Source organism: Cellulomonas sp. RIT-PI-Y, assembly GCF_025642745.1.
GTDB lineage: Bacteria > Actinomycetota > Actinomycetes > Actinomycetales > Cellulomonadaceae > Cellulomonas.
In genome coordinates, this window is record NZ_JANZKP010000086.1 from 1 (window position 1) to 6,622 (window position 6,622).

Annotated in this window: 7 protein-coding genes; 2 read left to right on the plus strand and 5 right to left on the minus strand. The window is 73.7% G+C overall.

Annotated features, from left to right (window positions below):
* The coding region (locus OGL89_RS16590; protein ID WP_263121283.1) for an AIR synthase related protein at window positions 1-504 on the minus strand (504 nt) is incomplete at its 3' end.
* A gap of 36 nt (window positions 505-540) precedes the next feature.
* On the opposite strand from OGL89_RS16590, the gene OGL89_RS16595 reads away from it, so the two are divergent.
* Entirely contained in the window at window positions 541-1,077 is a 537-nt protein-coding gene (locus OGL89_RS16595) for a DUF3515 domain-containing protein (protein ID WP_263121284.1), read from the plus strand.
* A gap of 4 nt (window positions 1,078-1,081) precedes the next feature.
* Here OGL89_RS16595 and OGL89_RS16600 read toward each other — a convergent pair whose 3' ends face one another.
* The gene (locus OGL89_RS16600; protein ID WP_263121285.1) at window positions 1,082-2,212 is read right to left on the minus strand and encodes a D-alanine--D-alanine ligase family protein; all 1,131 of its coding nucleotides are present in this window, start codon (window positions 2,210-2,212) and stop codon (window positions 1,082-1,084) included.
* A 69-nt stretch (window positions 2,213-2,281) separates the two neighbouring features.
* Between OGL89_RS16600 and OGL89_RS16605 the strand changes: the two genes are divergently transcribed.
* Window positions 2,282-3,433 (plus strand): aminotransferase class I/II-fold pyridoxal phosphate-dependent enzyme, encoded by a 1,152-nt coding sequence (locus tag OGL89_RS16605; protein ID WP_263121286.1) that lies wholly within the window; start codon window positions 2,282-2,284, stop codon window positions 3,431-3,433.
* A gap of 3 nt (window positions 3,434-3,436) precedes the next feature.
* Here the strand turns inward: OGL89_RS16605 and OGL89_RS16610 are convergent, their stop codons facing one another.
* The 3 genes from OGL89_RS16610 to murA form a co-directional block, all read right to left on the minus strand.
* Window positions 3,437-4,438 (minus strand): NAD(P)H-dependent glycerol-3-phosphate dehydrogenase, encoded by a 1,002-nt coding sequence (locus OGL89_RS16610; protein ID WP_263121287.1) that lies wholly within the window; start codon window positions 4,436-4,438, stop codon window positions 3,437-3,439.
* Window positions 4,435-5,100 (minus strand): lysophospholipid acyltransferase family protein, encoded by a 666-nt coding sequence (locus tag OGL89_RS16615; protein WP_263121289.1) that lies wholly within the window; start codon window positions 5,098-5,100, stop codon window positions 4,435-4,437. The genes OGL89_RS16610 and OGL89_RS16615 overlap by 4 nt, the downstream gene beginning before the upstream one ends.
* A 74-nt stretch (window positions 5,101-5,174) precedes the next feature.
* Complete coding sequence (murA, locus tag OGL89_RS16620) at window positions 5,175-6,491, minus strand: UDP-N-acetylglucosamine 1-carboxyvinyltransferase (RefSeq protein WP_263121288.1); 1,317 nt, start codon at window positions 6,489-6,491, stop codon at window positions 5,175-5,177.
* Between the last annotated feature and the right edge of the window lie 131 nt (window positions 6,492-6,622).

The following is a 6,622-nucleotide window of genomic DNA, read 5'->3' on the forward strand; positions in this document are numbered from 1 at the left end:
CGCCACCACGTCGCCCGGCCGCGCCCCGGACCGCAGCACCGGAGCCCGTCCCCCGAGGTCCCCGTGCACGGTCACCGCGACCACGACGTGCTCCCCGCCCGACAGGTCGCCGCCGACCACGCCGGCTCCCACCGGGGCGGCCAGATCCGCCAGTCCGCGGGCCAGATCCTCCACCCAGGCCACCGGCAGCGCGCCCGGCAGCACCAGCGAGACCACCAGTGCGGTCGGCCGGGCCCCCATCGCCGCGATGTCCGCCAGGTTCTGCGCCGCCGCGCGCCGTCCGACCGCCCGCCCGTCGGACCAGTCGAGCCGGAAGTGCCGTCCCTCGACGAGGACGTCGGTGGAGACCACGAACCGGCCGTCCGGGGCCGCGACCACCGCCGCGTCGTCGCCCGGGCCGAGCAGGGTGTCCTCACCGGTGGGCAGCAGCGGGAGGATCCGGGCCAGCAGGCGCTCCTCGCCCAGGTCGGCGACGGTCGGCTGGGTCGGTGCGGCGTCGTTCACGCCGGTCACGGTAGTCGGTGCGGTTAGCCTGGCCCGATGAGTCCGTGCCGTGTCCTCGCCGCCGGGGGCACCGTCCTCGTCCTCGCCGGATGTTCCGCCGCGGTCGGGGTCTCCGCCGCACCGCACGCCCAGGACCCCGAGTGCGCCCGGGTGATCCTGGCGCTGCCGCAGTCGCTCGGCGACGGGCTGGAACGCCTGGAGACCACCAGCCAGGCGACAGCGGCCTGGGGCACGGCGACCGAGGCCGTGGTGCTGCGCTGCGGGGTCGAGCCGCCGGGGCCGACCACCGACCAGTGCGTCACGCTGGAGACCGCCGCTGGGGCGACGGTGGACTGGCTGGTGCAGGCGGACGCGCTGCCGGCCGACGACGCCTCGGACGAGCCCGCGCCCAGCGGCACGCTCGACCCGGCGCTGGACCCGGGCGGATCGGACTGGACCTTCCTCACCTACGGGCGCGATCCCGCGATCGAGGTCACGGTCCCCGCGTCCGTGGTGGCGGAGCGGTCCACCGCGTTCCTGGACGCCCTGGTGCCCGCGGTGTCGCAGGTCCAGGCCGAGCGCTCCTGCGTCTGACGGGTCAGCGCAGCCCGATCGGCCGTTCCAGCGCGAGCTGCAGCAGCTCGTCCAGCAGCTCCGGGTAGCCGATCCCGGACTCCTGCCACATCCGCGGGTACATCGAGTACGGCGTGAACCCGGGCATGGTGTTGATCTCGTTCACGACCACCTCGCCACCCTCGGTGACGAAGACGTCCACCCGGGCCAGCCCCTCGCAGTCGATCGACTCGAAGGTGCGCACCGCCACGTCCTGCACCCGGGCGGTGACGTCCGCGGGGAGGTCCGCCGGGCACTGCAGCGACACGGCCGACTCGTCCAGGTACTTCGCCTCGAAGTCGTAGAAGGTGTGCTCGGCGTCGGTCACCACGATCTCGCCCGGCAACGAGGCCCGGGCCCGCGCGCCGGAACGGCCGCCCAGCACCGCGCACTCGATCTCCCGGCCGACGATCCCGGCCTCGATCACGACCTTGGGGTCGTGCCGCTGCGCCTCGGCGATGGCGGCGGGCAGTTCCGCGAGGTCGGTGACCCGGGTGATGCCCAGGCTCGAGCCGGCACGGGCGGGCTTGACGAACAGCGGCAGGCCGAGCGCCTCGACCCGGGCCCGGATGCCGCCGGTGTCGCTCTGCCAATCGGTGCCGCGCAGCACCTGGTAGGGCCCGATCGGCAGTCCGGCGGCGGCCAGGGCGACCTTCATGAAGTGCTTGTCCATGCCGACCGCTGAGGCCAGGACCCCGGCGCCCACGTAGCGGACGTCGGCCAGCTCGAGCATGCCCTGCAACGTCCCGTCCTCGCCGTAGGGGCCGTGCAGCAGCGGGAGCACCACGTCGACGGTGCCCAGGTCGGCGGCGGGCAGCCCGGGCTCGATCACCCGGACCTCGCGGGAGCCGACCTCCTGGGGCAGCAGCACCCGCTCGGGGACCTCGGTGACCTCCGGCAGCCTCCCATCGGTGATCCGCCACTGGTCGGGGTCGTCGGCGACCCGCACCCAGCGGCCCTGCGGGGTGATCCCGATCGGCAGCACGTCGTAGCGCTCCCGGTCGATCGCGCGCAGCACGCCACCGGCGGTGGCGCAGCTGATCGCGTGTTCGCCGGAGCGACCGCCGAACAGGATCAGGACACGGGGACGGGACACGGAATCGGCTGAAGTGGACATCGGCGTCGAGCCTACCGATCCGTGGAACGTGCTCCCGGCACCGGAGTCGGCGGGTTTAGTGTGCGATCCGTGCCTCAGGACCATGACCTCAGCCGGTTGTCCCCCGCCACCGTCGCCGTGTCGGGCGGTCGGCCCGCCCGGGTGCAGGGCGCTCCGGTGAATCCGCCGATCGTGCTCTCCTCGACCTACGTGTCGCAGGGCGAGCCCGGCCCCGCCCCCGAGCTGCTGTACGCCCGCAGCGGCACCGAGACCTGGCTGCCCTTCGAGGAGACGCTGGCCGCCCTGGAGCGCGCGGAGCTCCCCGCCCTGGTCTACGGCTCCGGGATGGCGGCGATCGCGGCGGCGCTGTCGCTGATCCCGCACGGCGGCCGGGTCGTGGTGCCCCGGCACGCCTACCAGGTGCTGCACGGTTACCTCGCCGACCTGACCGCCCGCTCGCGGGTCGAGGTCGTGGTGGTCGACATCGCCGAGACCGACCAGGTGATCGCCGCCCTGACCCCCGGGACGTCGATGCTGTGGATCGAGTCGCCGACCAACCCGATGCTGGAGGTCGCCGACCTGCCCGCGCTGATCGCCGCCGCCCGCGCGGCGGGTGCGCTGACCGTGGTCGACAACACCTTCGCCACCCCCCTGGTGCAGCGTCCGCTGGGGCTGGGCGCGGACGTGGTCGTGCATTCGGTGACCAAGTACCTGGCCGGGCACTCCGACGTGGTGCTGGGCGCGGCGCTGTCGGACGACCCGGCCCTGCACGCACGGCTGCTGGCGTACCGCACGCTGCACGGTGCCATCGCCGGACCGGCGGAGGTCTACCTGGCCCTGCGCGGCCTGCGCACCCTGGCGCTGCGGGTCGAGCGGGCCCAGGCCAACGCGCTGGAGCTGGCCCGCCGGTTGTCCGAGCACCCGGACGTCGTCGAGGTCCGGCATCCCGGTCTGCCCGGCGATCCGGGTCATGCCCGGGCCACCGCCCAGATGACCGGCTACGGCGCGATCCTCGGCGTGCGGCCCACCGGTGGGGCGGACGGCGCGGACGCCGTGGTGGCGGCGCTCCGGCTCTGGGTCCCGGCCACCAGCCTGGGCGGCGTGGAGTCCAGCATCGAACGCCGGCGCCGGTTCGGCACCGAGTCGATCACCGTGCCGTCGGACCTGCTGCGGCTCAGCGTCGGCATCGAGGACGTCGAGGACCTGTGGCGCGACCTGGACCGGGCGCTGCGCGGACGCTGAGGCTCAGACGCCCTCGGCCTTGCGCGGCCGCTCCAGGAGCAACGGGGCGAGAGCGTCGACCGGCAGGTCCTCGTCGAGCACCCGGACCACGGCACCGGTGATCGGCATCTCCACACCGACCCGTTCGGCCAGGTCCAGCACCGAGCGCGAGGTCTTCACGCCCTCCGCGGTGCCGCCGGTCGCCACGATCGCCTCGTCCAGGGTCAGCCCCTGGCCGATGTGCACGCCCAGACGGTGGTTGCGGGACTGCGGCGAGGCGCAGGTCGCCATCAGGTCACCCATCCCGGCCAGACCGCCGAAGGTCTCCGCCCGGGCGCCGAGCGCCTGACCGAGCCGGGTGATCTCCACCAGGCCGCGGGTGATCACGGTGGCCATCGTGTTGTACCCGAAGCCGCGGCCCTGGGAGATGCCCACCGCCAGCGCGATCACGTTCTTCACCGCGCCGCACAGCTCGACCCCGACGACGTCGTCGTTCGTGTAGGGCCGGAAGTACGGGTTGGCGCAGGCCTGGGCGACCCGCTCCGCGGTGGCGGGGTCCCCGGAGGCGACCACGGTCGCCGTCGGCTGCCGCACCGCGATCTCATCGGCCAGGTTCGGTCCGGACAGCACCGCCACCCGCCGCTCGGGCAGGTCCAGCACCTCGGCCAGCATCTGGCTCATCCGCTGCTGGGTGGCCAGCTCCACGCCCTTCATCAGCGACACCGCGACGGTGTGCCCGCCCAGCGTCCCGGCCAACGGGGCCAGCGCGGTGCGGGCGGACTGGGCGGGGACCGCCACGGCCACCACCTCCGCGCCGTCCACCGCGCGCCGCAGGTCGGCCTCGCCGCCGACCCCGGCGGGCAGCTCCACGCCGGGCAGGTACCGCTCGTTGCGGTGCTCGGCGGTGATCTGCGCGCACACCGCCGCGTCCCGGCCCCAGACGGTCACGTCGCAGCCGGCGTCGGCCAGCACAGCGGCGAAGGTGGTCCCCCACGCCCCGGCGCCCAGGACGGTCGCCCGGGTCACGCGCGCGCCTGCTTCCGCATGTCGTAGACCCCCTCCGGGGGCTCCTCGCCACGGATCTCGGCCAGCAGGGCGGTGATCGCCGCCATCACCCGGCGGGTGGCCTCGCGCAGGGTCGCCGCGTCCCGGGGCCGGTCGTACAGGTCGGACAGGTCGACCGGCGGTCCGGCCAGCACCGTGACCCGCTTGGCCGGGATCGGCTTGAACACCTTGCCGTACCGGGCCAGCAGGTCCTGGGCGCCCCACTGGGCGATCGGGATCACCGGGACGCGGGTGTCCAGCGCCAGCCTGGCCACGCCGGTCTTGGCCAGCATCGGCCACAGGTCGGGGTCGCGGGTCAGGGTGCCCTCCGGGAACACCGCCACGCACTCCCCGTCGGCCAGCGCCCGCTCCGCGGCCTCCAGGGACCGGCCGGCGTCGGCGGTGCCGCGGTACACCGGGATCTGACCGGTGGTCCGCAGCACCCAGCCCAGCACCGGCACCCCGAACAGCGAGGACTTGGCCAGGATCTTCGGCGCCACCCCCTGGTCGTACAGGTAGTGCGCGAAGGTCACCGGGTCGATGTTGGTCAGGTGGTTCCCGGCCGCGATGAAGCCGGTGTCCGTGGGCAGGTGCTCGGTCCCCCGCCAGTCACGGCGGGTGATGGCGCGGAGCACGGGCCTCAGCACACGGGCGGCGTTGCGGTAGGCACGGTTCGATCGGGCGGGATGCACGGGAAGGGATGCTACCCGGGTGCTTCTCAGCCCCGGTCGAACTCCGCGCCGAGTGCGGTCAGCTTCTCGGTGAAGTGCTCGTAGCCCCGGTCGATCAGGCTGATCCCGCGCACCTGGGAGGTCCCCTTGGCGGTCAGGGCCGCGATCAGGTGGCTGAACCCGCCGCGCAGGTCGGGCACCTCGATGTTCGCGGCGGACAGCGGGGTCGGTCCGGAGATCACCGCGGAGTGGTAGAAGTTCCGCTGTCCGAAGCGGCACGGCCGCCCGCCCAGGCACTCCTTGTAGACCTGGATCGTGGCCCCCATCCCGCGCAGCGCGTCGGTGAAGCCGAACCGGTTCTCGTAGACCGTCTCGTGCACGATCGACAGCCCCGTGGCCTGGGTCAGCGCGACCACGAGCGGCTGCTGCCAGTCGGTCATGAAGCCCGGGTGCACGTCGGTCTCCAGGACGATCGACCGCAGGTCGCCGCCGGGGTGGAAGAACCGGATGCCGTCGTCGTCGATGGTGAACTCGCCGCCGACCTTGCGGAAGGTGTTGAGGAAGGTGGTCATCTCCGGCTGGGTCGCCCCCCGGACGTAGATGTCGCCGCCGGTGGACAGCGCCGCCGACGCCCAGGACGCCGCCTCGATCCGGTCCGCCAGCGCGGTGTGCTGGAACCCGACGAGCCGGTCGACGCCCTCGATCCGGATCACCCGGTCGGTGTCGACGGAGATGATCGCGCCCATCTTCTGCAGGACGTTGATCAGGTCCATGATCTCGGGCTCGATGGCCGCGTTCGCCAGCTCGGTGAGGCCCTCCGCGCGCACCGCGGTCAGCAGCAGCTGCTCGGTGGCCCCGACGCTGGGGTACGGCAGCGCGATCTTGGTGCCCTGGAGCCGGCGCGGAGCCCGGATGTGGATCCCGCTGTCCCGCTTGTCCACCACCGCGCCGAACTGCCGCAGGATGTCCAGGTGGTAGTTGATCGGCCGGTCGCCGATCCGGCAGCCGCCGAGGTCGGGGATGAACGCCTCGCCGAGCCGGTGCAGCAGCGGGCCGCAGAACAGGATCGGGATCCGGCTGGACCCGGCGTGCGCGTCGATGTCGGCCACGTGCGCGGACTCCACGGCGGAGGGGTCGAGCGTCAGCACGCCGCCGACGGGATCGGCGTCGACCCGGACCCCGTGCAGCTCCAGCAGCCCGGTCACCACGCCGACGTCGCGGATCTGCGGCACGTTCCGCAGCACGCTCGGGGTCTCCCCCAGCAGCGCGGCCACCATCGCCTTCGAGACGAAGTTCTTCGCCCCCCGCACGGTGATCTCCCCGCTCAGCGGGGTGCCACCGTTCACGTACAACAGATCGCTCATCGGACCATCTTCGCGCACCGCGCCCGTGCCCCCGCGTCCGACGCGCCCGCGCCGGCCGCCGGCACGCGCACCCGCAGGTCCCCGCCGAGAGTGCACGAGTGCAGGCCGCACGATCCGATCAGCCTGCCGTC

Bases quoted from the DNA above. Each gene is read 5' to 3' on its own strand.
- OGL89_RS16595 (WP_263121284.1), top strand. From the start codon at position 541: ATGAGTCCGTGCCGTGTCCTCGCCGCCGGGGGCACCGTCCTCGTCCTC.
- OGL89_RS16600 (WP_263121285.1), bottom strand. From the start codon at position 2,212: ATGTCCACTTCAGCCGATTCCGTGTCCCGTCCCCGTGTCCTGATCCTG.
- murA (WP_263121288.1), bottom strand. From the start codon at position 6,491: ATGAGCGATCTGTTGTACGTGAACGGTGGCACCCCGCTGAGCGGGGAG.